The organism is Fundidesulfovibrio soli (genome assembly GCF_022808695.1).
GTDB classification, from domain to species: domain Bacteria; phylum Desulfobacterota; class Desulfovibrionia; order Desulfovibrionales; family Desulfovibrionaceae; genus Fundidesulfovibrio; species Fundidesulfovibrio soli.
The window spans coordinates 94,323-110,361 of record NZ_JAKZKW010000002.1; the positions used below are offsets into that span (position 1 = coordinate 94,323).

General features: G+C 64.8%; 10 protein-coding genes. 4 read left to right on the plus strand and 6 right to left on the minus strand.

Annotation, left to right across the window (positions count from 1 at the left end; translation table 11 throughout):
• Positions 1-2 precede the first annotated feature (2 nt).
• Positions 3-2,186: a type II secretion system secretin GspD gene (gene gspD / locus MLE18_RS04260; RefSeq protein WP_243367622.1), complete on the minus strand. Its 2,184-nt coding sequence runs from the start codon at positions 2,184-2,186 to the stop codon at positions 3-5.
• A gap of 283 nt (positions 2,187-2,469) precedes the next feature.
• A complete protein-coding gene (locus MLE18_RS04265; protein WP_243367624.1) occupies positions 2,470-3,768 on the minus strand; it encodes a M23 family metallopeptidase in 1,299 nt (432 codons plus the stop codon).
• A gap of 194 nt (positions 3,769-3,962) precedes the next feature.
• Between MLE18_RS04265 and MLE18_RS04270 the strand changes: the two genes are divergently transcribed.
• From MLE18_RS04270 to ettA, 4 genes are all read left to right on the plus strand, one after another.
• On the plus strand, positions 3,963-5,063 hold the full coding sequence (locus MLE18_RS04270) for an efflux RND transporter periplasmic adaptor subunit (RefSeq protein ID WP_243368000.1): 1,101 nt from the start codon (positions 3,963-3,965) through the stop codon (positions 5,061-5,063).
• The gene (locus tag MLE18_RS04275) at positions 5,060-8,146 is read left to right on the plus strand and encodes an efflux RND transporter permease subunit (protein WP_243367626.1); all 3,087 of its coding nucleotides are present in this window, start codon (positions 5,060-5,062) and stop codon (positions 8,144-8,146) included. Before MLE18_RS04270 ends, MLE18_RS04275 begins: the two co-directional genes overlap by 4 nt.
• On the plus strand, positions 8,143-9,060 hold the full coding sequence (locus MLE18_RS04280) for a delta(1)-pyrroline-2-carboxylate reductase family protein (RefSeq protein WP_243367628.1): 918 nt from the start codon (positions 8,143-8,145) through the stop codon (positions 9,058-9,060). The genes MLE18_RS04275 and MLE18_RS04280 overlap by 4 nt, the downstream gene beginning before the upstream one ends.
• A gap of 343 nt (positions 9,061-9,403) precedes the next feature.
• Positions 9,404-11,089 carry an energy-dependent translational throttle protein EttA gene (gene ettA / locus MLE18_RS04285; protein ID WP_243367630.1) on the plus strand — a complete coding sequence of 562 codons (1,686 nt, stop codon included), beginning with the start codon at positions 9,404-9,406 and terminating at the stop codon, positions 11,087-11,089.
• A 123-nt stretch (positions 11,090-11,212) separates the two neighbouring features.
• Here the strand turns inward: ettA and MLE18_RS04290 are convergent, their stop codons facing one another.
• From MLE18_RS04290 to purD, 4 genes are all read right to left on the minus strand, one after another.
• On the minus strand, positions 11,213-13,528 hold the full coding sequence (locus tag MLE18_RS04290) for a VIT domain-containing protein (RefSeq protein WP_243367632.1): 2,316 nt from the start codon (positions 13,526-13,528) through the stop codon (positions 11,213-11,215).
• On the minus strand, positions 13,528-13,950 hold the full coding sequence (locus tag MLE18_RS04295; RefSeq protein ID WP_243367634.1) for a MerR family transcriptional regulator: 423 nt from the start codon (positions 13,948-13,950) through the stop codon (positions 13,528-13,530). The genes MLE18_RS04290 and MLE18_RS04295 overlap by 1 nt, the downstream gene beginning before the upstream one ends.
• Before the next feature lie 194 nt (positions 13,951-14,144).
• Positions 14,145-14,639, minus strand: a complete 495-nt coding sequence (gene purE, locus MLE18_RS04300) for a 5-(carboxyamino)imidazole ribonucleotide mutase (RefSeq protein WP_243367636.1) — start codon at positions 14,637-14,639, stop codon at positions 14,145-14,147.
• Positions 14,636-15,916, minus strand: a complete 1,281-nt coding sequence (gene purD, locus MLE18_RS04305; protein WP_243367638.1) for a phosphoribosylamine--glycine ligase — start codon at positions 15,914-15,916, stop codon at positions 14,636-14,638. The genes purE and purD overlap by 4 nt, the downstream gene beginning before the upstream one ends.
• Between the last annotated feature and the right edge of the window lie 123 nt (positions 15,917-16,039).

The window sequence follows — 16,039 nt, forward strand, 5'->3', positions numbered from 1 at the left end:
GACTAGCGGTCCTTCCCGATGGGGCCGAACATCACCGGGGCCTTGGGAATGGGCGGCATGGACGACTGGGTGAGGTGGATCACGCTGTCGATGTTGGCGCGCTTGTCCCGCAGGATTTCCGAGTTGATCTCCACGGTGCTGGCGATGCGCGGGGTGATGAACACGAAGAGGTTGGTCTTGAGGTCGTCCTCGGAGCGCTTCTTGAACAGATTGCCCAGGATGGGGATGTCGCCCAGGCCGGGCACCTTGCTGTGGCCCTCGCTGCGGCTCTTGCCGATGAGGCCCGAGAGAACGATGGTCTGGCCGTCCTTAATCAGGACGGTGGTCTCGGTGAGGCGCTTGCGCGTGGTGGGCTGGAGGGTGCCGGTCTGCTGCGTGACGGTCTCGTCGACGCGGCTGGTCTCCTGCTTGATCTTGAGCTTGATGGTGTTGCCTTCGTTGATCTGCGGGGTCACCTTCAGAGTGGTGCCCACGTCCTTGTAGTCGAAGCGCTGGTAGGTCTTGTCGGTGGTGCTCTGGCCCACGTCCTGCGCGGTGAGGAACGGGCGGTTCTCGGCCACGGTGATGGTGGCCTCCTCGTTGTCGAGGGTCATGAGCTGCGGCGTGGAGATGATGTTGAAGCTGTTGTCGGTCTTGGCCGCGTTTACCAGCACCTGCAGGTTGGAGTAGATCACCTCGCCGACCTTCACCGGGAAGGCCACCGCGCCAAGGGCCAGGCCCGCGGGCGGGATGAGCGAGCCCGAGGCGTTGTAGACCGACTGGTACCCTGACGGGTTGGAGGAGCCGAAAATCAGGCCGCCCTTGCTGGAGTCGCCCAGCCCGGCCTGCCTGTTGGCCACGTTGACGTCCACGCCGAAGCTGAAGGCCTTGTCGGTGGAGACCTCCATGATGAGGGCCTCCACGTAGACCTGCTTGCGGGGGATGTCGAGCTTGCCTAGCACGTCGTTGATGAAGGGGAAGTCCTCCTGATCGGCGGTGATGAGCAGGCTGTTGGTGGACTTGTCGGCCACGAAGCGCACCGTGTCGGAGACGATGGGGGCGGGCTTGCCGCCCTCGGTCGTGCCGGCGGAGCCGCCCTTGCTCAAGAGGTCGGTGAGCACCTTGCTCAGGTTCTCGGCGTCGGCGTGCTGCAGGTGGTAGACCCGGAAGTTGCCCTGGCTCTTGACGTTGGGCACATCCAGCTTGGCCACCAGGGACTTCACCTGGGCCAGGTAGTCCGGCTCGGCAAGCACCAGCAGGGCGTTGGTGCGCTCGTCGGGCACGATGGCCACGCGCGCGCCGCCACCCTCCTTCTTGGGCTCCTGGGCCATGAGCTTGTCGATCTTCTGGGCCACCTTGGAGGCCTGGGCGTACTTGAGCGACACAAGCGACAGGCCTGATTTGGCCCCGGGCACGTCGATCTGGGAGATGATGGAGATCAGGCGGTTGATGTTGGGCTTGAAATCCGTGACGACCAGGGTGTTGGTCTCGGGGTAGTCGGCGATGAGGCCGTCGGTGGAGACCATGGGGGTCAGCACCTTGCGGACCTCGGGAGAGCGGATGTAGCGCAGGGCGATCACCTGTGTGACCATGCGGTCGTCGGCCTGGCCGTTGACCTCCCTGCCGTTCTCCACGGTCTCCATGCTGCGGGTGCGGCTGGTCTTGGAGGGCACGATCTTGGTGTACTTGCCCGACGGCAGCGTGGTGTAGCCGTTGACCTCCAGCACGGACTCGAAGACCTTGTAGGCGTCCTTCACGGAGATGGCCTGGGGCGACACGACGGAGACGTTGCCCTTCACCGCGTCGTCTATGACGAAGTTCCTGCCGGATATCTGGCTGATATACTTAATGAAGGAGCGGATATCCACGCTGTCGAAGTTCAGCGTGACCATGGTCTCGTTGCTGGGGAGCGTGGCCTCGTTCAGGGGCGTGGGCACCTTGGCGCCGGGGATGGGCGGCGTCTTCTGCATGGGCTGGATGGCCGTCTGCGCCGCCGGTTCGGCCTGCTGGGGGGCGGGCTGGACAGGCTCGGAGCCGGGCAGCGGCTTGGTCATGGTCGGCTTGCCTATCGGCGGGCCTCCGGGCAGGGGCTGCTCCGGGGTCTGTGCCATAGTCTGGGCCAGGGCGCCGGATGCCGCCAGCAGCGTGAGCGCCACGGCGAACAACGCCCGGGCGAGGGTGGAACCTGCGCGTGAACCCAAAGTCATGAGTGACTCCTGTATGGCTAAGGACGCCGTGCACGGCGCGAGATCCATGCCGGACGGGGTCGTATGCTAGTGTAACGAATATTCTATCTCCGCTCAGTTACTTCCCGGTGTCTTGGCTGTCAACGGTAAAGTGGCCTCTGTGCGGCCGCACCTGAGGGGCAGGGGTTCTCATTTGCGGAAGGATGCGGCTGCCCGGAATGCAGTCTCAATGCGTGGGGTCTGCATGCGGACGCACGCGGCGGCTCATCAGAAGCCGGCCGCGTGCGCCGGAAAAGTGGAAGGTCTATTGGAACTTGCCTGTTATGTTGTCTTTGATCCAGTGGGGGTCCCACCATTCGATGGGCTGCACCTCGATGCCGTGCAGGATGATGCCGAAGTGCAGATGGTCCCCCGCGGCAAGGCCCGTGGCGCCCGTGTTGCCGAGGATGTCTCCTTTCCTCACCTCGTCGCCTTCCTTCACGCGTATCTGGCTCAGGTGCGAGTAGATGGTCTGCAGGCCCCAGCCGTGGTCCACCACGACGGCGTTGCCGTAGATGCCGAAGAATCCGGTGAAGACAACCCGCCCGCTGTTGGAGGCGGGCACCTGGGCGTTCTCCAGGGAGGCCAGGTCCACGCCGAGGTGGGTCTCCTCGTCGATCTTCTGGTTCTTGTAGAAGTAGGAGCGGCCGTCGCCGAAGCCCGCCCTGGGCGCGGCGTTGGGCAGGCGCAGGAAGGCGCCTTCCCAGAGCATTTTGGGCGAGGTCTTGGCGGCGAACTCGAAGAGCTTGGCCACGTTCTCACGCCGGACGTCCCGGTTGACCTTCACGTACAGGGCCACCGGGTCCTTGATTTCGGGGTAGATGTTCTCGAACTGGGGCATCTTGGCTTGGAGGAACTCGTCGCCCACGTTCAAGTTGTCGTGCTTGAACTTGGTGGCCCGGGCCTGGACCCTGAAGGATATGCTGCGCTCGTTTCCGGCCGAATCCTCCGCGAAGAGGCGGGGCTGGAAGCGGGCGAAGTCCATGTTCCAGGGGAAGACGAAGATGCAGGCGTAGTTGCCGGAGTCGAGCTTGTAGCCGGGGAAGAAGAGGTCGCCGACCATGACGCCGGAGCGCTCCACGTCCTTGTTGACCTGGTAGACCACGCCGCAGGCGCCGCCCTGCTTGATGATGTGCGCCTGGGAGAGCACGTTGATCACCGGGGCGCGGTTGTCGAGGTTCATGGTCCTGTTGATGCGCGTGGTGTTGCCCGCGCCGAAGTTGAACACGGACTTGTCCGAGACCACGACCACGATGTCGAACTGGCCTTCGCGCAGCCCGGCCTGCTCCAGGGTGAACTTCTCCTGGATGGACTTGGGGGCGGGCTCGTAGGTCTTCTGGATGATGGTGGTCTCCTTCTGGCCTTGCAGAACGGAGACCTTCAGGGTGCGGACGCCGGAGCCGTCGTCCTTGGCGGTGACGGAGAACTCCCGCTTGCTGCCCGTTGCGGGCCTGTCCGGGGTGAGCTCCACCACCGGCGCGGCCATGTCCCTGGTGAAGTAGTACGCGCCGACGCCAGCGCCCGCGAGGATGATCAACAAGAGAAAAGATATGAACTTGCCCATAGCTGCCGATGTGGTTGGAGTGATGCGCCTGAACTGCGGCGCGCTTCGGTGCTGCCTTACCGTGGCCCGCGCGTGAGCACAAGGGCTCAGTTCTCTGGGTGAAACGCTTCGTGTCCTTTGAGGTTTGCTGGACGTGCGGTGGCAAAACGGTTAGTTCGCGCTGAAATCGCTGCTCTGGGGATTTCCAGGTGAAAATGAGACTGTCCGCGCTGCTGCTGTTGTTTGTCGCCGTCTGCTCCGCCTGCCAGAAGAAGGCCGAGCCGCCCCAGGCCAGACCCGTGCCCGTGGGCGTGGTCAAGGCCCAGGTCAAGGACGCGCCCGTGGTTGTCAACGGAATCGGCCATGTGGTGGCGATGCGCACCGTCACGGTGACGCCGCAGGTCACGGGCCTGCTCAAATCGGTCGAATTCAAGGAAGGGGCCATCGTCCGCGAGGGGGATCTGCTCGCGGTCATCGACCCCAAGCCCTTCGAGGCCAAGGTGGCCGAAGCCCTGGGCGCGCTCAAGCGCGACTGGACCAGGGCGGAACAGGCCGGTCGCGACCACCTGCGCTACAAGGACCTGGTGCAGAAGGAGGTCGTCAGCCGCGACGACTACGAGCAGAAGCGCACCGAGTTCGAATCCAGCTGGCAGCAGGTCCGCTCCGACCAGGGGGCGCTGGAGACCGCGCGCATCAACCTGGCCTATTGCCGCATCACCTCCCCGGTGTCGGGCGCCGCGGGTTACCAGAACGTGAAGCCCGGCAACGTCGTCAACGCCAACACCACGGCCATCGCCACCATCAACCAGGTGCAGCCCGTGCTGGTGCGCTTCTCCGTCAACGAGGCCGACCTGCCCCTGGTGCGCTCCTGGTTCGGCAAGGAGGCCGTCCCCGTGACGGCCCGCGTGCCCAAGGAGGAGAACGACATCAAGGAGCGCGGCGTGCTCACGGCCATCGACAACGCCGTGGACGTGCAGACCGGCATGATCATGCTCCAGGCCCAGTTCGACAACAAGGAGCTCACGCTCTGGCCGGGCCAGTTCGTCAACGTGCAGGCCGTGCTCACCGTGGAGAAGGACCGCACCGTGATCCCCTCCGACGCGGTGATGACCCGCCAGGACGGCTCCTTCGTGTTCGTGGTCTCCGAGAAGTCCACGGCGGAGCTGCGCAAGGTGACAACCGGCAGGATGGTCGGGCGCAGGGAGGTCGTGATCCTCTCGGGCGTCGCCCCGGGCGAGACCATCATCTCTGACGGGGTCATCCGCGTGGCCCCCGGCGGAGCCGTGACCGTCCAGGGAGCCGGAGCCCCGCAATGACCGACATTTTCATCAAGCGCCCCATAGCCACGGCGCTCATCACCTTCGGCCTGCTGTTCCTGGGCCTCACCGCCTACGACGCGCTGCCCGTCTCCGAGATGCCGGCCATCGACTTCCCCACCATCCAGGTGGTGGCCAGCCTGCCCGGCGCGGACCCCGAAACCATGGCCTCCTCCGTGGCCACACCCCTTGAGAAGCAGTTCGCCACCATCGCGGGCATCACGTCCATGAACTCGGTGAACACCCTGGGGCAGACCACCATCATTTTGCAGTTCGAGCTGAGCCGCAACATTGACGGCGCAGGCTCCGACGTGCAGACCGCCATCTCGGCGGCCAGCGGCTACCTGCCATCCAACCTGCCCAACCCGCCCACCTACCAGAAGGTCAACCCGGCGGACACGCCCATCCTCTACATAGGCATGCGCTCCTCCACGCTGCCGCTGTACAAGCTCACGGACTACGCCAAGACCTTCGTGTCCCAGCGCATCTCCATGATCTCCGGCGTGGCCCAGGTGGCCATCTACGGCGACCAGACCTACTCCCCGCGCATCCAGGTGGACCCCGACAAGCTGGCCGCCTACAACCTCTCCATCAACCAGGTGGCGGACGCTTTCGTTGCGGAGAACGTGAACCTGCCCACGGGCTCGCTCTACGGCCAGGTGAAGCTCTTCACCATCAAGGCCAAGGGCATGCTCATGAACGCCCGGCAGTACATCAACCAGATCATCGCCTGGAGGGGGGAGAAACCCATACGCCTGTCCGACGTGGGCACCGCGGTGGACTCCACCATCAACGACAAGAACGCCTCCTACCACAACACCACGCCCTCGCTCACCATCGCCGTGCGCCGCCAGCCCGGCACCAACACCATCCGCGTGGTGGACGACATCAAGGCCCTGCTGCCCGCCATCAAGGCCACGCTGCCGCAGTCCGTCGAGTTCGAGGTCATGTACGACCGCTCGGACACCATCCGCGAGTCCGTGCAGGACGTGAAGTTCACCATGGCCCTGTCCATCGCCCTGGTGGTCGTGGTGGTCTTCATGTTCCTCAAGAACGCGCGCGCCACGGTCATCGCAAGCCTGGCCATCCCGGCGGCCATCATCGGCACGTTCGCCATCATGAAGCAGATGGGCTTCTCGCTGGACAACCTCTCGCTCATGGCGCTCACCCTGGCGGTGGGCTTCATCGTGGACGACGCCATCGTCATGCTCGAGAACATCGTGCGCCACATGGAGATGGGCAAGCCGCCCATGCAGGCGGCCCTGGACGGCGCGCGCCAGATCGGCTTCACCATCGTGTCCATGACGCTCTCCCTGGCAGTGGTGTTCATCCCGGTCATGTTCATGGCGGGCATCCTGGGGCGCATCCTCAACGAACTGGCGGTGACCATCACCATCGCCATCATCGTCTCGGGCTTCGTCACGCTCTCCTTCACGCCCATGCTGTGCAGCCAGTTCCTGCGCCAGGGCACGGTGGGGCATTCGGGCAAGCTCTTCGCGGCCATGGAGCGCGGGTACGAGGTCTCCCTGCGCTTCGTCCTGCGCCACCGCTTCGCCACCCTCATGGCCAGCTTCGGCATCCTGGCGCTCACGGGCTGGATGTTCACCAAGGTGCCCACGGGCTTCATCCCCACCACGGACGCGGGCTTCATCTACGGCTACGCCATGGCCGAGCAGAGCGCCTCCTTCGACTCCATGAAGGAGCGCATCCTGCGCGTGGCCGAGATCGTCTCCGCCGACGAGAACGTGCGCAAGATGGTGGGCATCGTGGGCGTGGGCGGCCCCAACACCTCCATGAACAACGCGGCCTTCTTCACGCTGGTCAAGCCCGCCCACGAGCGCAAGGAGGACATCAACAGCGTGCTGAACACCCTGCGCGCCAAGCTGGCCTCCATCAAGGACCTGCGGCTGTTCATGTTCAACCCGCCCGCCATCCAGATCGGCGGGCGCTCCACGCGCGCGCTCTACCAGTTCACGCTGCTCTCCCCGGAGGTGGACAAGCTCTACGCGGCCGCCCGCCAGTTCGAGGAGAGGATGCGCACCCTGCCCGAGCTTCGCGACGTGAACTCCGACATGCAGATCGACGGCCCCCAGGTGCTCCTGCGCATCGACCGCGACAAGGCCGCCGGGTTCGGCATCTCGGCCAAGGCTATCGAGACGGCGCTGTGGTCGGCCTACGGGGCGCGCCAGATCTCGAACATCTACGCCACCACGGACACCTACCGCGTTGTCATCGAGGTGGCCCCCGAGTTCCAGCGCGATCCGGGCCTGCTCTCCAAGCTCTACGTGCAGCCAGACCTCGAGAACAACAAGGACAAGAACAAGGACAAGCTCGTCCCGCTCGCCAACCTGGTGGCGCTGGAAGAGGGCGTTGGCCCCATCACCGTGAACCACACCGGCCAGCTGACCTCGGTGACCATCTCCTTCAACACGGCCGAAGGCTTCTCCCTGGGCCAGGCGGTGAACGCCATCACCGAGCTGGCGGACAAGGAGCTCCCGGCGGACATCAGCCGCACCTTCGAGGGCCAGGCCACGGCGTTCAAGCAGTCGGCCGCCAGCGTGCCCTTCCTGCTTCTGCTGGCCGTGGTGGTCATCTACATCATCCTGGGCGTCCTCTATGAGAGCTTCGTTCACCCCATCACCATCCTCTCCGGCCTGCCCTCCGCGGCACTGGGCGGGCTGGTGGCGCTGATGATCTTCGGGCGCGAGCTGGACCTCTACGGTTTCGTGGGCATCATCATGCTCATCGGCATCGTGAAGAAGAACGCCATCATGGTCATCGACTTCGCCATCGAGGCCGAGAAGCACGGCAAGACCCCCACCGACGCCGTGTTCGAGGGCTGCCTCACCCGCTTCCGGCCCATCATGATGACCACCGTGGCCGCCATCGCGGGCATCATGCCCATCGCCATGGCCTACGGCGCGGGCGGGCAGGCCCGCCAGCCCCTGGGCCTCTCCGTGGCGGGCGGCCTGGCCATCTCCCAGGTGGTGACGCTCTACCTGACCCCGGTGTTCTACACCTACCTGGACCAGCTCCAGAACTGGCTCAAGCGCCGCAAGGGCGGCGAGGAGGAGGCCGCATGATGACCGTCGAGGCCGAGCGCACCGCCGAGCTGCTGCCGTTCACGCCTCTGGCCCGGTCCGTGGCCGAGGTCCTGGCCGCCAAGGCCGCCGGGCGGGTGACCGCGCCCGAACGGCTGCACATGCCCCTGCCCGGCGGGGGTGTGCTGCTGGCCATGCCCGCCTCCGACGGCCGGATGGCCGTGGCCAAGTTGGTCACGCTGCACCCGGGCAACGCCGACAAGGGCCTGCCGCTCCTGCACGGCGAGGTGGTGGCCATGTGCGCCAGGACGGGCCGCCGCCTGGGCATGCTCGACGGCCCCGAGGCCACGGCGCGGCGCACCGCCGCCGCTTCGCTGCTGGCGGCCACGCGCCTGGCACCGCGCCCCGGCGGGGAGCTGCTGGTGTTGGGCGCGGGCGTTCAGGCCATGGCCCACGCCCTGGCTTTCGCTGAAGGGCTCGGCGCGGAAGGGACTGGCGTGGAGCGGGTGCATGTCTGCTCCCTCAGGATGGGCAGGGCCGAGGCCATGGCGGACAGGCTGGTGGAACTGGGCATCCCGGCCGAGGCCGTGGCCGACCCGGGCGAGGCCGCCTCCCGCGCGGCGCTGATCGTGGCCGCCACCACCAGCCCCATCCCGGTGGTGCCGGAGGCCGTCCGGGAGGACGTCTTCATCGCCGCCGTGGGCTCGTTCCATGCCGACAGGGCGGAGGTCCCCGGCGGATTGGTGCGCCGCTGCCGCCTGTTCGTGGACGACCTGGACGCAGCCCGCACCGAGGCCGGAGACCTGATCCTGGCCGGGGTGGACTGGAAGGACGTCACCCCGCTGGAGGCCGTCACCGAGCGCCTGGAACTGCCCGGCCCGGTGCTCTACAAGAGCGTGGGGCATGCCTCCCTGGACCTGGCCGCCGCACGCCTGGCCTTCGGGCATCTGCTGTAGTGCCGACGGGTTGTCCGACCGTATTTGACAATCCTCCCCGCTGCCCATAGGGTAGCCGTCCCGATGCGCCTCCGGCCAGCCATCCTGGTAACACCTCGAAAGTGCTCAGTTAATGTCGTAGGTGCAGGGGGGCGCGGAGTGCGCCGCTGGAGGAGCCTCCGGCGGCCAAAGGGCTTCGCCCTTTGGAATCCCATATTATACAGGTTGTTTCCGCTGGCCTGGGCGCACGGCCGGTGCGAGCCGATGCGCGCGGGGCCAGGGTTCGGGCGGCGGACCAGTCCGGCGCGGAAGACGAATTTCAAGCCGACACGTTCGGCGGACGCTACTACATTCAGGAGTTCACATGGCTGACGAACCGAATAAGATCATCTACTCGATGATCAAGGTTTCCAAGTTCCACGACAAGAAACCCATTCTGCAGAACATTTCCCTGTCCTATTTCTACGGCGCGAAGATCGGCGTGCTGGGCATGAACGGCTCGGGCAAGTCCACGCTCCTGAAGATCCTGGCGGGCGTGGACAAGGACTTCCAGGGCGAGACCGTGCTGGCCCCCGGCTACACCATCGGCTACCTGGAGCAGGAGCCCATGCTGGACGAGACCAAGACCGTGCGCGAGATCGTGGAGGAGGGCGTGGCCGAGACCATGGCCCTGGTCCGCGAATTCGAGGAGATCAACGCCCAGTTCGCCGAGCCTATGGACGACGACGCCATGGACAAGCTCATCGAGCGCCAGGGCCAGGTGCAGGAGAAGCTCGACGCCCTGGACGCCTGGGACATCGACTCCCGCCTGGACATGGCCATGGACGCCCTGCGCTGCCCCCCGCCCGACACCCCGGTGAAGGTCATCTCCGGCGGCGAGAAGCGCCGCGTGGCCCTGTGCCGCCTGCTGCTCAAGAAGCCCGACATCCTGCTGCTGGACGAGCCCACCAACCACCTGGACGCCGAGACCGTGGCCTGGCTGGAGCACCACCTGCACACCTATCCCGGCACCATCATCGCCGTCACCCACGACCGCTACTTCCTGGACAACGTGGCGGGCTGGATCCTTGAGCTGGACCGGGGCCGGGGCATCCCCTGGAAGGGCAACTACTCCTCCTGGCTGGAGCAGAAGCAGGAGCGCCTGAAGAACGAGGAGAAGGCCGAGGACGAGCGCCGCAAGACTCTGGAGCGCGAACTCGACTGGATCAGGATGAACCCCAAGGGGCGCCACGCCAAGAGCAAGGCCCGCATCAGCGCCTACGAGTCCCTGGCCGCGCAGGACTCCGACAAGGTGGCCAAGGATCTGGAGATCTTCATCCCGGCCGGGCCGCGCCTGGGCAACAAGGTCATCGAGGCCAAGGGCGTGTGCAAGGCCTTCGGCGACAACCTGCTGGTGGACGGGCTTGAGTTCCTCATCCCGGCGGGCGCCATCGTGGGCATCATCGGCCCCAACGGCGCGGGCAAGTCCACCCTGTTCCGCATGATCACCGGGGTCGACAAGCCCGACTGCGGCGAGCTCTCCATCGGCGAGACTGTGGTGCTGGCCCACGTGGACCAGTCCCGCGATGCCCTCAAGGACGACATGACCGTGTTCGACGCCATCAGCGAAGGCCAGGACACCATCATGCTGGGCAGGCGCGAGGTGAACTCCCGCGCCTACGTGGCCCGCTTCGGCATGACCGGGCCCGACCAGCAGAAGAAGGTCAGCCTGCTCTCCGGCGGCGAGCGCAACCGGGTGTTCCTGGCCCGCATGCTCAAGAGCGGCGCCAACGTCATCCTCCTTGACGAGCCCACCAACGACCTGGACGTGAACACCATGCGCGCCCTGGAGGACGCCCTGGTCAACTTCGCGGGCTGCGCCCTGGTCATCAGCCACGACAGGTGGTTCCTTGACCGCGTGGCCACGCACATCCTGGCCTTCGAGGGCGACAGCAAGGCCGTCTGGTTCGACGGCAACTACTCCGAGTACGAGGCGGACCGCAAAGCCCGCCTGGGCAAGGAGGCCGACCAGCCCCACCGCATCAAGTACAGGAAGTTCGCCCGGGCCTAGCGCCGGGCGAATCATTGGCATATGAAAAGGCCCCCGGGCGCCATGTGGCGTCCGGGGGCTTTGTCATGTGGTGTGGGGCGGGTCGTCAACGCCGGCGGCGGACCGCGCTGGAGAATCCCTTGCCTAGTCGGTTGCCATCGAGTTCATGGAGTCGCAAATCGTGGTTCTGTAGGCATAGATTTGGGGCAGCTCCCTGTAGCGCTTCTGTATCAGGCGGTTGCTCTGCCTGCTGAATTTACCGCGGTGGATGTCTTCCGACAGGACAATAAGGAGGGCCAGCACCAGTTCCTCCTCATTGTTCCCGTTTGACATGGCGGTAAGCATGTTCAGAATCTCAAGCGGCAGGCCGAGTTCGTCCAGGTCCGCGAATGACAGGCATTCGAGGCCGCGGGCAAGGGAGGTGTGCCGCCCGTTGAAGTTGATGATGAACGCGCTCATCGAGCGGAAGGGTGTGATGTCCGAGCCAGCCCGGATATATGCCGGGACCTCGAACTCATCTTCATCGAATATGAAGCCATTTGGCCTTGTCATTGTGCGGTAGCGATCCCTGGAAGACGATGGACTCTTGCGCGAGAACATCACCCCGGACGGTCCGGAAGACGTGGCCGACCTGCTCCGCCTCGAGCTTGGAGGGGAGGGGGGCGCTTCATCGCAGCAGCACATCTCCTGCTGCACAGTCCCCAACCCGTGCCACCCGGCCGCCAGGGTCTGTCGCACCTTGCGAAGCTCCGGGAGGTCCACGGCCTTCTCCCCATCCTTGCGCTCAACAGTCAGGATGTAGTTCGTCACAGGGCTCATGAGGTTGTGGCTCATCGCCAAGTGCTCGATGCGCTCTCGCGGCGTGTTGCGGTCGTTTATGATCGCCGAGGCCATCAGTCGCGACAATATGGCGCTCCCGCTGCCGGGCCTGGGGAGCGACGCGTCATGCTTGAACTCCTCGCAGGCGATGTCTGTCACGGCGGCCGCCCCACCGGCAACGGTCTCGAAGCGGACGCCGCCGCGGGGCGCGTTCTTGCCGGTAGCGAAGGCCAGCAGCCTGTCCCCGTCGAAAACGGTGGAGAACTTTTGGGGGTACGTGGCGATGGTTTCGAACGGCCACGTTATCGACACCTTCTCCGCCATTGAGGCAAATATCCGCCTGAATTGGGCAACGATCTTTCCCGCGATATCCTCGCCTGGCGCGGCGAGTTCGCAGGCGCCGCCGGTGGACAGGGCGAGGTCGCGCACGAAAACCTCGGAAACGGCGCTGCCGACCCCCACCGTGAATGCTCTGCACCCGTGGGCCGCCGTCTCCCGGATCAGGTCATCCGCGTCCCAGACCTGCCCGTCGGTAATGAGCAGCAGATCGTGAGGCATGCCTTCAGGGACCGAGGATTCAAGCGCCGCCCGCAGTGCTGCGCCGATTTCCGTCCCTCCGAGGTCGGCATCCATGTTGGCGGTCATCTTTCGTGCGATTGTGATGTTGCCGGCGTCGGCGAGTGCAGGGCTGTTGAACAGTTTGATGCATGAACTGCCAAATAGGATGATGTTGAAATAGTCCGTTGACCGGATCGTTCGAAGGATTTCATCCAGGGCCGCCTTTGCCTGGCTGATTGAGTCGCCACTCATCGAACCGGAGCAGTCGATGACGATGCTGACACATTTTATGCGCGGGGCGGCGTCAGGAGCGATCTCCGGTTTGATTGAGGCCAAAGCCGTATATGAATCGCCATCGTATTCAATAAAAGCGCTCGAGCGTATCGGCTCGGCAGGCCTGATGGAAAGGACGAAGTCGCGGTCCATGAGGATGCGCCCTGACGAGTGGTACAGTGCCGTTATGACGGTTCTTTCCGGTTCGCGAGTGATGTCGAACGAGTGGGAAGGGCTGATGATGTCGCTTCCGCTGAGCCTTCCGAGCACGCTGATGGAGATCCGCATCCGATTCTCCTGCGTCATCGAAAAGCCCGGAATTTGGTGATCCTGAAGTCCAGCCTGTGCGGGGCTGCCGTAGCGCGGGGCGATGGTTGTGGGCAGGAAGAACCGCAAGCCGTCGTGAGTCCACTCATTCATATGGACATATGTGAAGTGAATGGTTGCGGACTCACCCGGCATGAGGTTCCCGAAATTGGCCGTGTATACGCCAGGGGACGGGTTTTCCAGCATGACCGCGGAATCGCCGCTTTCAATGGCTTTTTCATAGGCCTGTTCGGCGTCAGACTTTTTCGCCACGACGCCTGTATACGTGCGGGAGCCGACCACGGCGGTCATTTCGAGCAGTGTGGCCGTGCTGGGCAGAGGAAAGGTATAAACCGATTCAATGTTTACGGTTTCCTTGTTCGTGTAGGTCTGCGTTGCCCTGATGACCGTGAAGATCTCGTTTATCTCGCCTTCGACTTTGACGTCGACGGAAGGAGCGGAAATATCGTGTTCAGCAGCGATGGAGATGCTTGGATAGTGCATTATTTGTCCCCTGTTGATGAGATACGATTGTAGACGGCTGCGACTTCGGAAATAAACATCCGCACCTGTTCGGGACTGAGACCCGACGCCCGCGGCTCCAGCAGGATTTCCACCCCCTCTGACACGATCACCCTGGTGACGACTTCTACAGTGCCCGGCCCCCGCGACTTTTCAATTCCTTCAGAAGGTGCGGCGCGCTCGGCAAGAAGTTGCCTGATCCGCTCCAGGGAAAGGCCCGAATCCCTCCAGCGCCGAATGGCAAGGAGCTGCTCAAGGTGTCTGCTCCCGTAGGTTGCCCCCTTGCGGGATCCTTCAGGGCGGTCAACGAGGCCCTCCTGGATGTAGTAGCGCACCGTCCTCCGGGGCAGGCCCGCCAGGCTCGCCAATTCGTCGATGTCGAAAGTCCTTTCATCGTGGTTCATGGGGGTCTTTTTAAACAGCATTGCTGTCACTGTCAACTGTCATTTAAAATACAGCTGCAGGAGGGCGTGTATCTATTTGATATAAAAGGACTGTCAGAGATAAAAGGGCGGCTTGGGTGGGCCCGAGAACAAAAAAAGGCCGGCTTGCGCCGGCCTTTGTGGTTCAACCTGTTGCAGACTCGCTCGAGATGGGCTCAGCCCTTGCCTTCCATCTCCTTCGCGGCCTTCTCCACGCCTTCCACGAAGCCCTGGCGCGCCTTCCTGATCTTTTCCGCGATCTCGGGGTCGTTCAGGGCCAGGATCTGCGCGGCCATCCAGGCGGCGTTGCGCGCTCCGGCCTTGTCCACGGCCAGGGTTCCCACGGGGAAGCCCGGGGGCATCTGCACGGTGGAGAGCAGGGCGTCCATGCCGCCCAGGGGCGAGGCGTTCACGGGCACGCCGAGCACCGGCTTGATGGTGCGCGCGGCCACCGCTCCGGCCAGATGCGCGGCCATGCCAGCCGCGCAGATGAACACCTGGCAGCCGTCGGCCTCCAGGTCGCGCACGAGGCTCTCGGTGCGCTCCGGGGTGCGGTGCGCGCTGGTGACGGTGTAGAGGTGCGGGATGCCCAGGTCGTTCAGGATGTCGGAGCAGGGCTGGAGCACGTCCTTGTCGGAGATGGAGCCTATGAAGATGGCGACGGAAGTCATTGCGCGAGCCTCCTGATTCCTTTGTCGCCGATGTCGCGGCGATAATATGCGTTGTCGAAGCGCAACTCGGCCACGGCCTTGTAGGCCTGGGCCTGGGCCAGGGCCAGGGTGTCGCCCAGGGCGCTGACGCCGAGCACCCGGCCGCCGGTGGTCTTGAGGGTTTCGCCCTCCAGGGTGGCTCCGGCCACGAAGACCTTGGCGCCCTCAACCTTGTCGGCCTGCTCCAGGCCGGTGATCTCCATGCCCTTGGCGTAGGAGCCGGGGTAGCCCCCGGCCGCCATGACCACGCACAGCGCGGTCTTGGGGCTCCAGCGCACCAGGGCGGGGTCGAGCTCTCCTTTGGCGCAGGCCAGCATGACGGGCACGATGTCGGATTCCAGGCGCATGAGCAGGGGCTGGCATTCGGGGTCGCCGAAGCGCACGTTGTATTCGAGCACGCCCGGGCCGTTCTCCGTCATCATCAGCCCGGCGTAGAGCACGCCCTTGAAGGGGTGGCCCTGTTCGGCCAGGGTGCGCACGATGGGCTCGATCACCAGCTTGGCCATGCGCTCCCACTCGGTGTCGGGCAGCACCGGGGCGGGGCTGTAGGCTCCCATGCCGCCGGTGTTGGGGCCGGTGTCGCCTTCGCCCACGGCCTTGTGGTCCTGGCAGGAGGGCATCGGCACCACGGTCTTGCCGTCGCAGAAGGCCAGGAAGGATGCCTCCTCGCCCACCAGGCAGTCCTCGACCACCACGGTGTCCCCGGCTGCGCCGAAGCTGCGGGCGGCCATCATGTCCTCGATGGCGTCCAGGGCCTCCTGGCGGGTCTTGGCCACCACGACGCCCTTGCCCGCGGCCAGGCCGTCGGCCTTGACCACCATGGGCAGCGGGCGGGCGGAGACGTGGGCCTTGGCGGCGGCGTAATCGGTGAAGACCTCAAAATCGGCCGTGGGCACGCCGGAGAGACGCATGATCTTCTTGGCGAAGGCCTTGGAGCCTTCCAATTGCGCGGAGTAGGCGTCCGGGCCGAAGCAGGGGATGCCCGCGGCGGCCAGCGCGTCGGCCAGGCCCGCCACCAGGGGGGCTTCGGGTCCGGCCACCACCAGGCCGCAGGCGTTATCCTTGGCGAAGGCCACCAGGGCGTCTATGTCGGTATCCTTGATGGGCACGTTGCGCGCCACCAGGGCGGTGCCGCCGTTGCCCGGCGCGACGAACAGCGTGGATACGAGGGGACTTTGGCTGAGTTTCCAGGCCAGGGCGTGCTCGCGGCCGCCCGAACCCACCAGCAGGACGTTCATGTTCGCTCCTTGAATTGCGGTCAGGCACGGTTAACGCAACTGGGCATCGAAATCAAACAAGCCAGTTGCCAAGTAGTATTTGTTACGAACAATTCTCATTATTTCTTGACATACATCAGCCGT